Origin of the sequence: Burkholderia sp. 9777_1386 (assembly GCF_015712265.1) — a bacterium.
Taxonomy (GTDB): Bacteria; Pseudomonadota; Gammaproteobacteria; order Burkholderiales; family Burkholderiaceae; genus Burkholderia; species Burkholderia cenocepacia.
Map to the genome: position 1 here is coordinate 131,565 of NZ_JACCQB010000010.1, position 15,769 is coordinate 147,333.

At 68.7% G+C, this 15,769-nt stretch carries 13 protein-coding genes, 1 tRNA gene and 1 riboswitch; of the genes, 13 read left to right on the forward strand and 1 reads right to left on the reverse strand.

Annotated elements, in window-relative coordinates; all coding sequences use genetic code 11:
* Positions 1-6: 6 nt before the first annotated feature.
* The 7 genes from H0X91_RS11080 to H0X91_RS11110 all read left to right on the forward strand — a co-directional run bounded on the left by H0X91_RS11080 (position 7) and on the right by H0X91_RS11110 (position 7,315).
* Complete coding sequence (locus H0X91_RS11080) at positions 7-1,383, forward strand: amidase (RefSeq protein WP_124633229.1); 1,377 nt, start codon at positions 7-9, stop codon at positions 1,381-1,383.
* Between the two features lie 136 nt (positions 1,384-1,519).
* Complete coding sequence (locus H0X91_RS11085) at positions 1,520-2,032, forward strand: disulfide bond formation protein B (RefSeq protein WP_196433036.1); 513 nt, start codon at positions 1,520-1,522, stop codon at positions 2,030-2,032.
* Positions 2,033-2,657: 625 nt separating this feature from the next.
* Entirely contained in the window at positions 2,658-3,662 is a 1,005-nt protein-coding gene (gene xdhC / locus H0X91_RS11090; RefSeq protein WP_196433037.1) for a xanthine dehydrogenase accessory protein XdhC, read from the forward strand.
* 18 nt (positions 3,663-3,680) lie between these two features.
* On the forward strand, positions 3,681-4,706 hold the full coding sequence (locus H0X91_RS11095) for an adenosine deaminase (RefSeq protein WP_006482041.1): 1,026 nt from the start codon (positions 3,681-3,683) through the stop codon (positions 4,704-4,706).
* Positions 4,707-4,733: 27 nt separating this feature from the next.
* Positions 4,734-5,081: a hypothetical protein gene (locus H0X91_RS11100; RefSeq protein ID WP_080403529.1), complete on the forward strand. Its 348-nt coding sequence runs from the start codon at positions 4,734-4,736 to the stop codon at positions 5,079-5,081.
* Complete coding sequence (guaD, locus tag H0X91_RS11105) at positions 5,078-6,397, forward strand: guanine deaminase (protein ID WP_196433038.1); 1,320 nt, start codon at positions 5,078-5,080, stop codon at positions 6,395-6,397. The genes H0X91_RS11100 and guaD overlap by 4 nt, the downstream gene beginning before the upstream one ends.
* 122 nt (positions 6,398-6,519) lie before the next feature.
* Positions 6,520-6,648, forward strand: a riboswitch (yybP-ykoY riboswitch).
* A gap of 94 nt (positions 6,649-6,742) precedes the next feature.
* A complete protein-coding gene (locus H0X91_RS11110; RefSeq protein ID WP_196433039.1) occupies positions 6,743-7,315 on the forward strand; it encodes a TMEM165/GDT1 family protein in 573 nt (190 codons plus the stop codon).
* A gap of 54 nt (positions 7,316-7,369) precedes the next feature.
* On the opposite strand, the gene H0X91_RS11115 is transcribed toward H0X91_RS11110, so the two are convergent.
* The gene (locus H0X91_RS11115) at positions 7,370-8,077 is read right to left on the reverse strand and encodes a DUF4136 domain-containing protein (protein ID WP_012492880.1); all 708 of its coding nucleotides are present in this window, start codon (positions 8,075-8,077) and stop codon (positions 7,370-7,372) included.
* A 187-nt stretch (positions 8,078-8,264) separates the two neighbouring features.
* Here H0X91_RS11115 and pepN point away from each other — a divergent pair, with 187 nt between their 5' ends.
* The 6 genes from pepN to H0X91_RS11145 all read left to right on the forward strand — a co-directional run bounded on the left by pepN (position 8,265) and on the right by H0X91_RS11145 (position 15,620).
* Positions 8,265-10,958, forward strand: a complete 2,694-nt coding sequence (gene pepN, locus H0X91_RS11120; protein WP_059721550.1) for an aminopeptidase N — start codon at positions 8,265-8,267, stop codon at positions 10,956-10,958.
* Between the two features lie 282 nt (positions 10,959-11,240).
* Entirely contained in the window at positions 11,241-12,254 is a 1,014-nt protein-coding gene (locus tag H0X91_RS11125; protein WP_006485729.1) for a class 1 fructose-bisphosphatase, read from the forward strand.
* Between the two features lie 206 nt (positions 12,255-12,460).
* A tRNA-Thr gene (locus tag H0X91_RS11130) sits at positions 12,461-12,536 on the forward strand.
* A 169-nt stretch (positions 12,537-12,705) separates the two neighbouring features.
* Complete coding sequence (locus tag H0X91_RS11135) at positions 12,706-13,515, forward strand: helix-turn-helix transcriptional regulator (protein ID WP_062910910.1); 810 nt, start codon at positions 12,706-12,708, stop codon at positions 13,513-13,515.
* 153 nt (positions 13,516-13,668) lie between these two features.
* Positions 13,669-15,411 carry an FAD-dependent oxidoreductase gene (locus H0X91_RS11140; protein ID WP_034200870.1) on the forward strand — a complete coding sequence of 581 codons (1,743 nt, stop codon included), beginning with the start codon at positions 13,669-13,671 and terminating at the stop codon, positions 15,409-15,411.
* Positions 15,408-15,620: a hypothetical protein gene (locus H0X91_RS11145; RefSeq protein WP_006485726.1), complete on the forward strand. Its 213-nt coding sequence runs from the start codon at positions 15,408-15,410 to the stop codon at positions 15,618-15,620. The genes H0X91_RS11140 and H0X91_RS11145 overlap by 4 nt, the downstream gene beginning before the upstream one ends.
* Positions 15,621-15,769: the final 149 nt, after the last annotated feature.

The window sequence follows — 15,769 nt, forward strand, 5'->3', positions numbered from 1 at the left end:
GCCGCCATGACCACTTTCACGCCGTTCCCCCCGCTCGCCCAGCTCGCCGCCGACCTCGCCGCCGGCCGGACCACGAGCCGCGCGCTCGTCGACACCGCGCTCGACCGGATCGCCGATCCGGCGGGCCAGGGCGCGGTCGTCTTCACCGAAGTCGATGCCGACAACGCCCGCGCGGCCGCCGACGCCCACGACCGGCTGCGCGCCGCGGGCACCCTGCTGTCGCCGCTCGCGGGCATTCCGGTATCGGTCAAGGACCTGTTCGACGTCGCGGGCCAGGTGACGCGCGCGGGCTCGCGCGTGCTCGACGGCGCACCGGCCGCGCGCACCGATGCGGTCGCCGTCGCGCGGCTCAAGCGCGCGGGCGCGGTGCTGGTCGGCCGCACCAACATGAGCGAATTCGCGTTCTCGGGGCTCGGGCTGAATCCGCACTTCGGCAATCCGCGCTCGCCGTACCACCGCGACGTGCCGGGCGACGCGCGGATTTCGGGCGGCTCGTCGTCGGGGGCGGCCGCGTCGGTCGCCGACGGGATGGCCGCCGTCGCACTCGGCACCGACACCGGCGGCTCGATCCGCATCCCGGCCGCGCTGTGCGGGCTCACGGGCTTCAAGCCGACCGCGAGCCGGATCCCGACGCAAGGCGGCGTGCCGCTGTCGACGACGCTCGACTCGTTCGGCCCGATCGGCCTCACGGTCGCGTGCTGCGCGCTCGTCGACCGGATGCTGGCGGGGCTCGAGCCGCACGTGCCGGCCGCCCGGCCGCTCGAAGGCGTACGGCTCGGCGTGCTGACGAACTACGTGACGGACGGCGTCGATGCCGACGTCGCGGCCGCGCTCGACACCGCGCTCAAGCATCTGGAAGCCGCCGGCGCGATCGTCACCGACGTGCGCTTCCCCGCGCTCGACCGGCTGCCGGAGATCAACCGTTTCGGCTTCTCGCCGATCGAGGCGTACGCGTGGCATCGTCCGCTGCTCGCCACGCATCGCGACCAGTACGACCCGCGCGTGCTGACGCGGATCCTGAAGGGCGAACCCGCGAGCGCCGCCGACTATCTCGACCTGCTCGCCGCGCGTGCCGCGATGCTCGACGAAGCCGCGCACACGGTCTGGTCGCGCTTCGACGCGCTCGTCGCGCCGACGGTGCCGGTCGTGCCGCCGCGCATCGCCGAACTCGAAACGGACGACGACGCGTTCACGCGCACCAACGCGCTGATCCTGCGCAACCCGAGCGCGTTCAACTTCCTCGATGCGTGCGGGCTGTCGCTGCCGTGCCATCCGCGCGACGCGGCGCCGGTCGGCCTGATGCTCGCGGCGGCGCCGCATCGCGACGACGCGCTGCTCGCGATCGGCCAGTCGGTCGAGGCCGTGCTGAACACGATCCGCTGACCGCGCCCGCCGATCGTCGGCGGACCGAGCGCGGTGCGGCAGGGTGCCGCACGCGCGCTGTCAGTTTCGTGCCAGACCGTTCGCGCTAAAATCGCGCGATTGTTTTCCGGACCGACCGACGAGGAACCCCGCCGACATGAACGACTACACGCTTGCACTACGCCGCGAACGCCGCCTGCTGATGCTGCTCGGATGGGTGTGCATCGCCCTGCTGGCCGGCGCGCTGTACCTGCAGTACGTGAAGAACGAAGACCCGTGCCCGCTGTGCATCATCCAGCGCTACTTCTTCTGCGCGATCGGGATCTTCGCGTTCCTGGCCGCCGGGATCCGCAACTGGCGCGGCGTCTGGGTGCTCGAGCTGCTGATCGCGATCGCCGCGGCCGGCGGTGTCGGCACGGCCGCACGGCACCTGTCGATCCAGATGAATCCGGGCTTCAGCTGCGGCTTCGACACGCTGCAGCCGATCGTCGACAGCCTGCCGCCCGCGCAGTGGTTCCCCGGCATGTTCAAGGTCGCCGGGCTGTGCGAGACCGTCTACCCGCCGATCTTCGGCATCCTGCTGCCCGGCTGGGCGCTGATGGGCTTCGCCGTGATCCTGGTCGCGGTCGTCGCGAGCCTCTGGCGCCATCGCCGCAAGCTCGCGGGCTGACCGGCCGGCCGCGTTTTGGCCCATGGCCTGCGCGGCCCCGCCGAACGGGCCGCGCGCCGCCGGCAAGTCGTCGCCCGGCTGCAGCCGACGCCTCCGGCGGCCCTGCCCGGCCGCCGCGCGTAAACACCTACCCCGCCGTCGCCTGGATTTCCGGGCGAGCGCGTGTCGCGCGATTGCCGCGCCCCCGCCCCGCCACGCATGCGTTTCGGCCCGATGTGCATGCATCGGTCCCCCGATCCCGCGCGGCGGGCCTATGATCGACATGATCGCCTCCTGATAGCCCGGATCACCGCCCGGCCATGTTCCGGCCGCGTGGCGATGCTATCTTCGGGACTGGATGGCGATCTACGTGCGCGAGGCCAGGCGGTCTCACCGCTCCCTGCGTAACGCGCGCCCGATCCGCAATGTCGACTGGATTCATCATGACAACGCAAACCATCCGCATCCGTCACCCTCATGGCGTCCGCGCGTCCGGCGGCGCCGTACGCGCACGCCGTCAGTCCGCGGCCACCGCACGGCATCGGCCCTGCAGCCGGCCGGCCCCGCTCCCGTCCGTCCTCGTTGCCGCCGCGCCCGCCAGCCCGCGCCGCGTGTCGTGCCGCGTCGTCCCGAACGGAGCGTGCTGATGGAAGCCTGGCTCGGCGATCTGCAGCAACTGCTCGCGCACGGCGAAGCGGCCGTGCTCGTGACGGTCGCGCACACCGACGGCTCCGCGCCGCGCGAAGCCGGCACCAAGATGCTCGTCACGCGCGACACGGCCCGCCATACGATCGGCGGCGGTCATCTGGAATGGAAGGCGATCGAGATCGCGCGGCACCTGCTGAAGGACGGCGCGCACGTGCCGCACGCCCGCCGGCTCGAGCGGCTCGCGCTCGGCCCGAGTCTCGGCCAGTGCTGCGGCGGCGCCGTGGTGCTCGCGTTCGAGCGGCTCGACGTCGGCGATCTCGGCTGGATCATGTCGCTCGCGAAGCGCGTCGCGGCCGGCGCCGCGACCGTGCGTAGCGTATCATTCGGCCCCTCGCCGGGCGCGCCGCTGTTGAGCGAGCCCGAATCGGAAGCCGCGCGTGCCGACTGCCTGCTGTGGGAAACCGGCGGCGTATCGCTGATGACCGAGACGATCGCGCCGTATGCGTTCCCGGTCGTGCTGTTCGGCGCCGGGCACATCGGCACCGCGCTCGTGAAGGTGCTGGCGACGCTGCCGTGCCAGGTGCGCTGGATCGACCGGCCCGATGCGGTGTTCCCGCCGGCCGACGCGCTCGCCGGTATCGGCAACCTCGTGATCGACGCGGCTGCGTCCCCGGCGGACGCGGTCGACGCCGCGCCACCGCAGTCCTACTTCGTCGTGATGACGCACGACCATGCACTCGATTTCGTGCTGGCCGAGCGCATCCTGCGACGCGGCGACTATGCGTACTTCGGGATGACCGGCTCGCACACGAAGCGCGTGCAGTTCGATCACCGGCTCGCCGCGATCGGCATCGACCCGGCCCAGGTCGCGCGGATGCGCTGCCCGATCGGTGTCGAAGGCATCATCGACAAGGCGCCCGAAGTGATTGCGATCTCGGTGGCCGCGCAGTTGCTGCAGGCCGTCGAGGCGAATGCGTCCGCGCAGGCTTCCCCTACCTACTGACCGACCAAGAACGACGCCATGACCCCGACATTCAAGGACAAGATTGCCCGCGCGCCGAAAGCGGAGCTGCACATCCACATCGAAGGCTCGCTCGAGCCCGAACTGATCTTCGCGCTCGCGCAGCGCAACGGCGTGAAGCTCGCCTACGACTCGATCGATGCGCTGCGCGCCGCGTACGCGTTCACCGACCTGCAATCGTTCCTCGACATCTACTACGCCGGCGCGAGCGTGCTGCTCACCGAGCAGGATTTCTACGACATGACGGCCGCGTACTGCGAACGCGCGCTCGCCGACAACGTCGTCCACACCGAACTGTTCTTCGACCCGCAGACGCACACCGAGCGCGGCGTGCCGATCGAGACGGTCGTCGCGGGCATCGAGCGCGCGCTCGCCGATGCCGAACGACGCGGGCTGTCGAGCAAGCTGATCCTGTGCTTCCTGCGCCACCTGTCGGAAGAGGATGCGCTCGCGACGTTCGAATCCGCGTTGCCGCTGTTCGAACGCTATCGTCATCGCCTGATCGGCGTGGGCCTCGATTCGTCCGAGCTCGGCCATCCGCCGACGAAGTTCGCGCGCGTGTTCGAAAAGGCCCGTGCACTCGGGCTGAAGCTCGTCGCGCATGCGGGCGAGGAAGGCCCGCCCGCCTACATCTACGAAGCGCTCGACGTGCTGAAGGTCGACCGGATCGACCACGGCGTGCGCAGCATCGAGGATGCCGCGCTCGTCGAACGCCTCGCCCGATCGCGCACGGCGCTCACCGTCTGCCCGCTGTCGAACCTGAAGCTGTGCGTGTTCGACGACATGGCGAAGCACACGCTGAAGGCGCTGCTCGACCGCGGCGTCGCGGTGACGATCAACTCCGACGATCCGGCCTATTTCGGCGGCTACGTCAATGAAAACTACTTCGCGACGGCCGAAGGGCTGCAACTCACGGATGCCGAAGTCCATGCGGTGATCCGCAACGGCTTCGAGGCGTCGTTCATCGAACCGGCGCAGCGCGACGCACTGTACGCGCGCCTCGACGCGTACTGGCAGGCCGCGTGACGGCCCGCATCGAGGAACGCTAGACAGATGAAACACGGCAACGGCATCCGCTTCGCGCTCACCGGTCCGGCCTGGCCCCGGGCCGGTGGGCTGCGTGCATGCGGCGCGACGGCGCCGTGTGTCGGCGCTTGTGCGCACCGGCCGTCGCGGCTTGCCGTGCCGTTCGCCGCCGCACCGGATGCGGGTGCAACGGCCGCGAGGTGCGCGGGCAACCACTTGCGGGCGGCTTCGGCCGCCACGTTCGCCCATGCCATCGCCGCCGGCCGCGCCGCACGCCGCGTGCCGCTGCCGCTCGCGACGCACCGTCCCGCCGCCGTGCTGCGCCGATCGCTTTCTTCTGTTCGCCTTACCTTGATGCAGGACCATTCGTCATGACGCAAACCGCTTTCCGTTCCCAGCTGCTGACCTTCAACGGCGACCCGGCGCAATCGAGCCAGGCCGCGAACCACGAGACCGACGGGCTCCTGATCGTCGACGACGGCAAGGTCGTCGCGATCGGCCCGTATGCGGCGCTCGCCGCGACGCTCGCGCGCGATGCGGTGGTCCACGACCTGCGCGACAAGCTGATCGTGCCCGGCTTCATCGACACGCACATCCACTATCCGCAGACGGACATGATCGCGTCGCCGGCGCCGGGCCTGTTGCCGTGGCTCGACAAGTACACGTTCCCGACCGAGCGCCAGTTCGGCGACCCCGAGCATGCGCGTGAAGTCGCCGACTTCTTCGTCGACGAACTGCTTGCGTGCGGCACGACGAGCGCACTCGTCTACTGCACGGTGCACAAGCAATCGGCCGATGCACTGTTCGCCGCAAGCGACGCGCGCGACCTGCGGATGATCGCGGGCAAGGTGCTGATGGACCGCAACTGCCCCGAATTCCTGCGCGACACCGCGCAGTCGGGCTATGACGACAGCGCCGAGCTGATCGACCGCTGGCACGGCAAGGGCCGCCAGATGTACGCGCTCACGCCGCGCTTCGCGCCGACGTCGACCGAGGCGCAGCTCGAGGCGTGCGGCGAACTCGCGCGCCGCCATCCGGACGTGTTCGTGCAGAGCCACGTCGCGGAAAACGTCGACGAGGTGAAATGGGTGGCCGAGCTGTTCCCCGGCCATCGCAGCTATCTCGACATCTACGACCGCTACGGGCTGCTGCGTCCGCGCGCGGTGTACGGTCACTGCATCCACCTCGACGACGAGGATCGCCGCCGGATGGCCGAGACGCGCACCGTCGTCGCGCACTGCCCGACGTCGAACTTCTTCCTCGGCAGCGGGCTGTTCGACTTCGACAAGGCCGGCGAATACGACGTGCCCGTCACGCTCGCGACCGACGTCGGCGGCGGCACGTCGTTCTCGATGCTGCAGACGATGAACGAGGCGCACAAGGTCGCGCGGCTGTCGGGCCATCACCTGACCGCCACGCGGATGTTCTGGCTCGCGACGGCCGGCGCCGCGCAGGCGCTCGACCTCGCCGACACGGTCGGCACGCTCAAGCCGCGCACCGAAGCCGACTTCGTCGTGCTCGATCCGCAGGCGACGCCGCTGCTCGCGCGCCGTACGAAGCGCGCGGAGTCGCTCGAGGAACTGCTGTTCGCGTTCGCGCTGCTCGGCGACGACCGCGCGGTATACCGCACCTACGCGGCCGGCGAGCTCGTGCACGAACGCGGCGCCGCGCGCCGCCCGGCCGCCGCGTAACGACCCGCGGCCGGCACGTTCCGACACGCGCGGCAGCTTCGCCGCCGTGCATGTCGGCAATCGAAGCCGCTTCAGTGCGCCGCACGGCGGCCCGGCTGCTTTCCGGCGCGCAACGCGCCGTGCTAGAATGCGCCGCTCATTGGGGAGTAGCCGCTCCGCTCGATGTCCCGCGCCCCCGGCGCGCATCGTGACGGAGGCGTCCGTCAACAGACTTGGCCGTTCGGCCATGGCGGACGCAGCCACGTTGGCCTGGCGAGACCGATGGTTCACTGCGCGCCGCATCAGGGCCCGGCGCGCGGTGGATCGTCGCTCGCACGCACAACAACGGCCCGCGGAACCCCATTCGTGTCTCAAGCCTTCCTGATCTCCGCCGGCGCCGTCGCCCTCGCTGAAATCGGCGACAAGACCCAACTGCTTTCCCTCGTGCTGGCCGCGCGCTATCGCAAGCCGGTGCCGATCATTCTCGGCGTGCTCGTCGCGACGCTCGTCAACCATGGTTTCGCCGGCGCGCTCGGCGAATGGCTGGGCGCGCTCGTCACGCCGTCGATCATGCGCTGGGCGCTCGCGTTCTCGTTCATCGCGATGGGGCTGTGGATTCTCGTACCGGACAAGCTCGACGAGGACGAAGCCAATGCGACCCGCTCGCGGCTCGGCGTGTTCGGCGCGACGCTCGTCGCGTTCTTCCTCGCGGAAATGGGCGACAAGACGCAGATCGCGACCGTCGCGCTGGCCGCGCGCTTCCAGGACTACATCGGCGTCGTGGCCGGCACGACGTTCGGGATGATGCTCGCGAACGTGCCGGCGATCCTGCTCGGCGACCGCTTCGCGCACCGTCTGCCGACGAAGCTCGTGCACGGGATCGCAGCCGTGCTGTTCGTCGTACTCGGCGCGCTGGCGCTGCTGGGTATCGGGGTCTGACGGAAAGGAAAGTGGCCGGCGCGACCGGGCGGCCGCGCCGGAGTGGATGCCGCTTTACTTCGCGACGGCCGCGCCCGAGGCGGGCGCCGCCGGCACCGCGCGCTCGTTGGCGGCCGGCGCCGCCGGCCCGCCGCGCTTGTCGACCGGCAGCCGAACCGAGCGGACCGCGCCGTTCGACAACGGGAAATCGGCGAGCGCGCTGCGCGCGAGGAACGGCATCGCGTACAGCAGCGTGCCGTTGTCGCCGGTCGTGCGCGCGGACACGTTGTAGACCTCCTTGCCCGTCGCGCGCTCGGTGATGCGGATACCGAGCATGTAGTCGAATACCTGGTACGTCTGCGCGACATAGCCGGCCGGCATCGGCCCCCAGGGCCCCCACGGGCCCCAGGGATTCCACGGCCCGCGCCGCCAGTACGGCCCGGGCGCGAACCACGGATCGTAGTAGACCGGCTGCGGCACCGTCACGAGATCGCTGCCGACCGCATAGGTCAGCCCGACGAGATAGCGGGCCTGCGACTGCGGCACCTGCCGGAACGCGTACGCGGACAGCTCGTTCGCGACGATCGGCTCGTAGGTCGACTGCTCGATGCTGTTCTTCTGCGCGTCCGTGCGCGTGAACGCATAGGTGCGCGTCGCGTCGCTGCCGCTCCAGTCGGAGAAGGCCGTGACCTGGGTGGTCACGTAGCTGGTGCAGCCGGTCAGCAGCGCGACGCACAGCGCCGCCGCCCAGCCCGCACCGCGAAAAATCCAATCGCGTTTCATGTTGATCCTCGTCGATCCGTCACCCGTTCGTCGCACCGCGCGAACCACAACGGGATGCCGATAATACGCGGACTGGCGGAAGCGGTAAAAAGTTCGCCCGACACGCAGCCGCAAGCCTTTGTACAATGGCCCGGTTCGCCTGGCCCGCGCGACGGGCCCGTCCCCCACTCCACCGATCTCGACGACCATGTCCGACAACGCCTCCTCCACCGTGATCCGCCGCGCCGACTACACGCCGCCGGCCTTCCTCATCGATTCCGTCGCACTCGAATTCGATCTCGCCCCGGCCCGCACGATCGTCAGGAATACGATGCGCGTGCGCCGCAATCCGGATGCCGCGCCCGCGCCACACCTGGAACTGATGGGCGAGGCGCTCGAATTCCTCGGTGCGCGGCTGGATGGCGCACCGCACGGCGCGGTGCGCGCGCACGAGCACGGGCTGACCGTCGAGAACGTACCCGACACGTTCGAGCTGACGCTCGAAAGCGCGTGCGCCCCCGACCAGAATACGACGCTGTCGGGCCTCTACGTGTCGAGCGGCAACTTCTTCACGCAGTGCGAAGCCGAAGGCTTTCGCCGCATCACCTACTTCCTCGACCGCCCCGACGTGATGGCGTCGTACGTCGTCACGTTGCGTGCCGACAAGGCCGCGTACCCGGTGCTGCTGTCGAACGGCAACCTCGTCGATTCGGGCGACCTGCCCGACGGCCGCCACTTCGCGAAATGGGAAGACCCGTTCCGCAAGCCGAGCTATCTGTTCGCGCTGGTCGCGGGCAAGCTCGTCGCGATCGAGGAAACGATCACCACCGGCTCCGGCAAGGAAAAGCTGCTGCAGGTGTGGGTCGAACCGGCCGATCTCGACAAGACGCGTCACGCGATGGATTCGCTGATCCACTCGATCCGCTGGGACGAAAAGCGCTTCGGCCTCGAGCTCGATCTCGACCGCTTCATGATCGTCGCGGTCGGCGACTTCAACATGGGCGCGATGGAGAACAAGGGGCTCAACATCTTCAACACGAAGTACGTGCTGGCGAACCCCGAGACCGCGACCGACACCGATTTCGCGAACATCGAGTCGGTGGTCGGCCACGAGTACTTCCACAACTGGACCGGCAACCGCGTGACCTGCCGCGACTGGTTCCAGTTGAGCCTGAAGGAAGGCCTGACGGTGTTCCGCGACCAGGAGTTCTCGGCCGACATGGCCGCGGGCGACGCGGTCGAATCGGCGGCCCGCGCGGTCAAGCGCATCGAGGACGTGCGCGTGCTGCGCCAGCTGCAGTTCGCGGAGGACGCGGGCCCGATGGCGCACCCGGTGCGCCCGGAGAGCTACGTCGAGATCAACAACTTCTACACGATGACGGTCTACGAGAAAGGCTCGGAAGTCGTGCGGATGTACCAGACGCTGTTCGGCCGCGACGGCTTCCGCAAGGGGATGGACCTCTACTTCAAGCGCCACGACGGCCACGCGGTGACCTGCGATGACTTCCGTCACGCGATGGCCGACGCGAACGGACGCGACCTCGCGCAGTTCGAGCGCTGGTACAGCCAGGCCGGCACGCCGCGCGTGTCGGTGCGCACCGCGTACGACGCGGCCGCACGCCGCTATACGGTCACGCTCGCGCAGGGCTACGGCGACGCGTCGCCGGCCGCGCGCGAAACGCAGCAGGGGCCGCTCCTGATCCCGTTCGCGATCGGCCTGATCGGCCGCGACGGCCGTGACCTGCCGCTGCGTCTCGACGGCGAAGCCGCTGCATCGGGCACGACGCGCGTGCTGGAGTTCACCGACACCGAGCAGACCTTCACGTTCGTCGACGTGCCGGAAGCGCCGCTGCCGTCGCTGCTGCGCAACTTCTCGTCGCCGGTGATCGTCGAGTACGACTACAGCGACGACGATCTCGCGTTCCTGCTCGCGCACGACAGCGATCCGTTCAACCGCTGGGAGGCCGGCCAGCGCCTCGCGACGCGCGCGCTGCTGACGCTCGCCGCGCGGGCGGCCGCCAACGCGCCGCTCACGCTCGGCGAGAACTTCGTCGCCGCGTTCCACCGCGTATTGACCGATGAAAGCCTGTCGCCGGCGTTCCGCGAACTCGCGCTGACCCTGCCGTCGGAAACCTATCTCGCCGATCAGATGGCCGAGGCCGATCCGGCCGCCGTGCATCGCGCGCGCCAGTTCGTGCGCCGCCAGCTCGCGACCGCGCTGCGCGCCGACTGGCTCGCTACGTACGAGCAGCACCAGACGCCCGGCGCCTACGAGCCGACGCCTGAAGCCTCGGGCCGCCGCGCGCTGAAGAACCTCGCGCTCGCGTATCTGGCCGAACTCGACGATCCGGCCGATGCGGTACGCCTCGCCACGGCCCAGTACGACGCGGCGAACAACATGACCGATCGCGCGGCTGCGCTCGGCGCGCTGCTGTCCGCGGCCGCCGCGGGCGCGAACGGGCCGGCCGAGCACGCGCTCGACGACTTCTACCGCCGCTTCGAGAAGGAAGCGCTCGTGATCGACAAGTGGTTCGCGATGCAGGCGGCGCAACGCGGTACGCCCGCGCAGCCGACGCTCGCGAAGGTGCGCAAGCTGCTCGCGCACCCGGCGTTCAATCTGAAGAATCCGAATCGCGCGCGCTCGCTGATCTTCAGCTTCTGCGCGGCCAATCCCGCGCAATTCCACGCGGCGGACGGTTCGGGCTACGCGTTCTGGGCCGAACAGGTGCTCGCGCTCGACGCGATCAACCCGCAGGTCGCCGCACGCCTCGCGCGCTCGCTCGAACTGTGGCGCCGCTTCACGCCGGCGCTGCGCGACCGGATGCGCGAAGCGCTCGAACAGGTCGCGGCCGGCGCGAAATCGCGTGACGTGCGCGAGATCGTCGAGAAGGCGCTCGCGTAACTTGCGCGTTCGACCTGTCGCGTCCGCGCGATCGAGCCGGTGCCGCCTCACGCGGCGCCGGCTTTTTTATTGCACGAGCACGGCTGCAACCGCACGCGCTCGCGGGGTCGGACCGCTCGGGCGGCCACCGCGGCGAGGCGCACCCCGCCCGGCGTCGCCGCCCGATACCGCGCCGCTTCGGCCACCCGGCCATGTAACCGGACGAAAAAAGCCGGCGGCACCGGAGGCGCGACGGGTAAAATTGCGGCCATTCAAGGATTCTTTGGCCTTTCGGAGTCTGTCATGTCCATTGCCCGCCGCACCACGCTGTCGAAGTTCCTGATCGAACAGCAACGTGAGACCAACAACCTCCCCGCCGACCTGCGCCTGCTGATCGAAGTCGTCGCCCGCGCGTGCAAGGCGATCAGCTACAACGTGTCGAAGGGCGCGCTCGGCGAAGCGCTCGGCACCGCCGGCAGCGAGAACGTCCAGGGCGAAGTGCAGAAGAAGCTCGACATCCTGTCGAACGAAATCCTGCTCGACGCGAACGAATGGGGTGGCAACCTCGCCGCGATGGCGTCGGAAGAAATGGAAACGTTCTTCCCGATCCCGGCGAACTACCCGCGCGGCGAATACCTGCTCGTGTTCGATCCGCTCGACGGCTCGTCGAACATCGACGTGAACGTGTCGATCGGCACGATCTTCTCGGTGCTGCGCTGCCCGGACGGCAAGCAGGCGACCGAGGAATCGTTCCTGCAACCCGGCACGCAGCAGGTCGCGGCCGGCTACGCCGTCTACGGCCCGCAGACGGTGTTCGTGCTGACGACCGGCAACGGCGTGAACTGCTTCACGCTCGACCGCGAAGTCGGCTCGTGGGTGCTCACGCAGAGCAACATGCAGATCCCGGCCGACACGCGCGAATACGCGATCAACGCATCGAACGCGCGCCACTGGTACGACCCGGTCAAGCGCTACGTCGACGAGCTGAACGCCGGCAAGGACGGCCCGCGCGGCGACAACTTCAACATGCGCTGGATCGCGTCGATGGTGGCCGACGTGCACCGGATCCTGAATCGCGGCGGCATCTTCATGTACCCGGCCGACAAGCGCACGCCCGATCGTCCGGGCAAGCTGCGCCTGATGTACGAAGCGAACCCGATGTCGTTCATCGTCGAACAGGCAGGCGGCGCCGCGACGACCGGCACGCAGCGCATCATGGAAGTGCAGCCGACCGGCCTGCACCAGCGCGTGCCCGTGTTCCTCGGTTCGAAGAACGAAGTCGAGCGCGTGACCGGCTATCACGACGAAGCAAAATAATTGCACTGCAGCACTGGACGAGGGTGCGAGACATCAGTACAATCGCGCCTTCGCGATGTGGCCCTAACGGGTTGCATCGCAGTGAAGTGAAAGCGGAAAGTCCGCCGGATCGAGGGTTTCGCGAAGCAGCCGCAGCAAGCTGAAAAAATTTCGCAAAACCTATTGCCAAGATCGCGGATTTCACCATATAATTTCATTTCTCTGCTGCCGGTGTAGCTCAGTTGGTAGAGCAGCGCATTCGTAATGCGAAGGTCGTAGGTTCGACTCCTATCTCCGGCACCAAGACATAAAGGTCTGACAAGCATCGCTTGTCAGACCTTTTCTCTTTTCCGGCGCCGAAATCGTGCGCCCGTCCGCTTTCCGACTCACCCTCGTTTGCGGGCATCTCCCGACTCCCGCGTCACGTCCCGCCGATTACAATCGCCGGACCATTCCGCCCTCTCCCCGCACCATGCGCACCTGGCGTCTCGAGCGACCGGCTTTCTCCGCGCAACTGGACGTGTCCCGCGCGACGCGCCTCGTCGCCGCGATCGGCGGCAACGAGCCCGACGCGTTCGCCGGCGAAATCCTGAGGCTGTTCGACGATGCACTGTCGATTACGCAGTGCACGATCTTCGCGTACGAGTTCGGCAACCGCCCGCGCACGCTGTCCGTCGCCGATCATCGCGGCGGCCGCTATCTGCGCGACGTCGCCGACACGTACGCGCGACACTTCTACGCACTCGACGGCAACCAGCCGATCGTCTCGGCCGCCTGGCGCGGCACGCACCGGCACGGCGTGCTGCTGCACCAGCAGGCCGGCGACGAAATCGATCACGAAGCGTATCGCGCGGCGTGCTATCGCGGCCCCGACGTGTCCGACCGGCTCGCGTTGCTGATGCAGCCCGACGATGCAACCTGGCTGTCGATCAACCTGTATCGCGCGCATCGCAGCGGCGCATTCCAGCCGCGCGAGATCGCGACGATCGAGGCGCTCGCGCCGCTGATCGCGCAGGCCGCCAAGCATCACTACGCGCTGGCCGGCGCGGCGCAGATCGGCATCCCGCAGCGCATGCTCGCGCGACTGCGCCATGCGTGCCCGGCATTGTCGAAGCGCGAACTCGACGTGTTGCGCGGCGTGCTCGAAGGCCAGACCGCGCATGACATCGGCGAGACGATGGGCGTAAAGGCGTCGAGCGTCGTGACCTACCAGAAACGCGCGTATCGGCGCCTCGGCATTTCGAGCCAGCGAGAACTGTTCGCGCTGTGCATGCAGCCCTGAAACGCATCGGCTCGCACCGGGCGTAGCGCGACCGCCGCCGTACCCGAAATGGGGACAACGGCGGCACGACCGGCTTCCATACTGGATCGACCAGCTGCCCACATCGCTTCACCGATGCGGGCACGTCGAACCGGACCACCCTGGAAGCCAACGATGGATATCGACTTCAAGCCCTACCCGTTCGTCGCCGAGCGCCATCCCGCGCATCTGCCGGAGCGTGACGGCGGCATCGACACGCGCCGGCATCGCGTCGCGATCGTCGGCGGCGGCCCCGTGGGCCTCGCCGTCGCGCTCGGCCTCGCGAATCACGGCATCCGCAGCGTGCTGATCGAAGCCGACGATTCGGTCTGCCACGGCAGCCGCGCCATCTGCATCTCGCGCCGCAGCCTCGAGATCGTCGAGCGGCTCGGCGCGCTCGACGATTTCCTGCGCACGGGGCTGCCATGGACCGGCGGCCGCAGTTTCTATCGGCGCGACGAAGTGCTGCATTTCACGATGCCGCAGGACGCGAACCAGAAGCTGCCGCCGATGGTGAATCTCGCGCAATATCACATCGAACAATTCCTGCTCGATGCCGCGCTGCGCCAGCCCGACCTGATCGAGATCCGCTGGCAGACGAAGGTGACCGGCGTGACGCGGCTGCCGGACGGTGTGCGCATCGACGTCGACACGCCGCTCGGCGGCTACGCATTCGATGCCGACTGGGTCGTTGCGTGCGACGGCGGCCGCAGCACGATGCGCGACGCGCTCGGCCTGTCGCTGCGCGGCACGACCTACGAGGGCCGCTACGTGATCGTCGACATCGCGCTCGACAGCGACCGGCCGACCGAACGCCTGGCCTACTTCGATCCGTCGTCGAATCCGGGCTCGACCGTGCTCGTCCACAAGCAGCCCGACAACGTATGGCGGATCGACTACCAGTTGCGTGACGACGAGGATCCCGCAGCGGCCGTGAAGCCGGAGAACGTGATCCCGCGCGTGCAGGACCTGCTCGACATGATGGGCGAGCGCGGCGCGTGGTCGCCCATCTGGATCACGATCTACAAGGCGAACGCGCTGACGCTCGAACGCTACCGGCACGACCGCGTGCTGTTCTGCGGCGATGCCGCGCATCTCGTGCCGATCTTCGGCGTACGCGGCGCGAATTCGGGCATCGACGATGCCGACAATGTCGCGTGGAAGCTCGCGTACGTGATCCGCGGCATCGCGTCGGACGCGCTGCTCGACAGCTACTCGGACGAGCGCGTGTTCGCGGCGCACGAGAACCTGCGCTACGGCACGAAGAGCACCGAGTTCATGGCGCCGCCGTCGTTTGCGTTCGCGCTGATGCGCAAGGCCGTGCTGACGCTCGCGGTCCGGCATCCGGCACTGCGTTCGCTGATCAACCCGCGCCAGACATCGGCCATCGCGTATGCCAGGTCGCCGCTCAACACGGCCGAACGCGACACCTTCGCGGCCGGCCCGGCGCCCGGCACGGTGCTCCCCGAGTGTCCGTTGACGCTGCACGGGGCGCATGGCGACGATACGCACCGCGGCCACCTGACCGATCTCGTCGCGCCGCGCTTCACCGCGTTCTGCTTCACGGCGGACGGCGTGCCCGATCCATCGCTCGCCGCGCTCGAGCCGCGCCTGCAGGCAGCGCACATACCGTTCGCGCTCGTCACGCTCGCCCGGCATGCGGCGACCGTACGGCATCCGGCCTGCCGCGGCCACGACGACGACGGGCGGCTGTTCGACATGTACGGCGCACGCGACGGCACCGTCTATCTCGTGCGTCCGGACGGGCACGTGCTCGGTCGCTGGCACGATGCGCGGGCCGACGACGTGAGCGCCGCACTCGATCGCGCGCTCCATCCGCACGCCTCGATCGAAACCGATCTTCAGGAGACCGCATGATGACGGACACCGAACGCGACACGCTCTACACCGCTCTGTGCCACACGATGACCCGGATCGGTGAAGCCGATGCGTCGCTCTTCCTCGCCCGTTTGGCGCTGCTGTCGATCGAGGCGATCGACGATGCCGCGACCGTCGCGCGGCTGATTGCCGACGCAGCCGACGGACTGCCGGAGGCCACCCTGTCCACGACGACGCACGAGAGATAACGCGTTCGACCGATCAGCCGCAGCGGCGACCCGATTCTTACAAATTCATTTCGCCATGCGTCGCATGCGCACGAATCGTGCCGTACGCAGACAAATCACCTGGAAAATCTGCTTAAGGGTGCATAACATTACTTAACGATTCTGACCCG

Excerpts from the sequence above, each read along its gene's own strand:
- H0X91_RS11080 (WP_124633229.1), top strand. The coding sequence starts at position 7 with ATGACCACTTTCACGCCGTTCCCCCCGCTCGCCCAGCTCGCCGCCGAC.
- H0X91_RS11085 (WP_196433036.1), top strand. The coding sequence starts at position 1,520 with ATGAACGACTACACGCTTGCACTACGCCGCGAACGCCGCCTGCTGATG.
- xdhC (WP_196433037.1), top strand. The coding sequence starts at position 2,658 with ATGGAAGCCTGGCTCGGCGATCTGCAGCAACTGCTCGCGCACGGCGAA.
- H0X91_RS11095 (WP_006482041.1), top strand. The coding sequence starts at position 3,681 with ATGACCCCGACATTCAAGGACAAGATTGCCCGCGCGCCGAAAGCGGAG.
- H0X91_RS11100 (WP_080403529.1), top strand. The coding sequence starts at position 4,734 with ATGAAACACGGCAACGGCATCCGCTTCGCGCTCACCGGTCCGGCCTGG.
- guaD (WP_196433038.1), top strand. The coding sequence starts at position 5,078 with ATGACGCAAACCGCTTTCCGTTCCCAGCTGCTGACCTTCAACGGCGAC.
- H0X91_RS11115 (WP_012492880.1), bottom strand. The coding sequence starts at position 8,077 with ATGAAACGCGATTGGATTTTTCGCGGTGCGGGCTGGGCGGCGGCGCTG.
- pepN (WP_059721550.1), top strand. The coding sequence starts at position 8,265 with ATGTCCGACAACGCCTCCTCCACCGTGATCCGCCGCGCCGACTACACG.
- H0X91_RS11125 (WP_006485729.1), top strand. The coding sequence starts at position 11,241 with ATGTCCATTGCCCGCCGCACCACGCTGTCGAAGTTCCTGATCGAACAG.
- H0X91_RS11135 (WP_062910910.1), top strand. The coding sequence starts at position 12,706 with ATGCGCACCTGGCGTCTCGAGCGACCGGCTTTCTCCGCGCAACTGGAC.
- H0X91_RS11140 (WP_034200870.1), top strand. The coding sequence starts at position 13,669 with ATGGATATCGACTTCAAGCCCTACCCGTTCGTCGCCGAGCGCCATCCC.
- H0X91_RS11145 (WP_006485726.1), top strand. The coding sequence starts at position 15,408 with ATGATGACGGACACCGAACGCGACACGCTCTACACCGCTCTGTGCCAC.